Source organism: Variovorax sp. AC103 (genome assembly GCF_979254005.1).
In genome coordinates this window covers 1-236 of the sequence record NZ_CEEDFC010000108.1, presented here as the reverse complement: position 1 = coordinate 236, position 236 = coordinate 1, and the positions used below count along the sequence as shown (strand labels likewise).

The window sequence follows — 236 nt, the reverse complement described above, 5'->3', positions numbered from 1 at the left end:
CCGAAGGCACTGAGAACTGGCAGGCCCAGTTCGAAGCCGCCGGCGCGCCATGGAAGACCGCTTTCGCCACGCCCCCGGGCGACCTGCCGCTGACCCGCGCCACGGTGCGCGGGCGCGTCCCCGATGCGGTGGCCGGCACGCTGTTTCGCATCGGGCCCGCGGGCCACGACCTGGGCGGCGAGCGCTACCGCCCCTGGTTCGACGGCGACGGCATGGTGCATCGCTTCGTGATCGAC

General features: G+C 73.7%; 1 protein-coding gene. It reads left to right on the top strand.

Annotation, left to right across the window (positions count from 1 at the left end):
- Positions 1–236, top strand: a 236-nt coding sequence (locus AC0IYU_RS34995) for a carotenoid oxygenase family protein (protein ID WP_472127003.1), incomplete at both ends; no start/stop codon positions are given.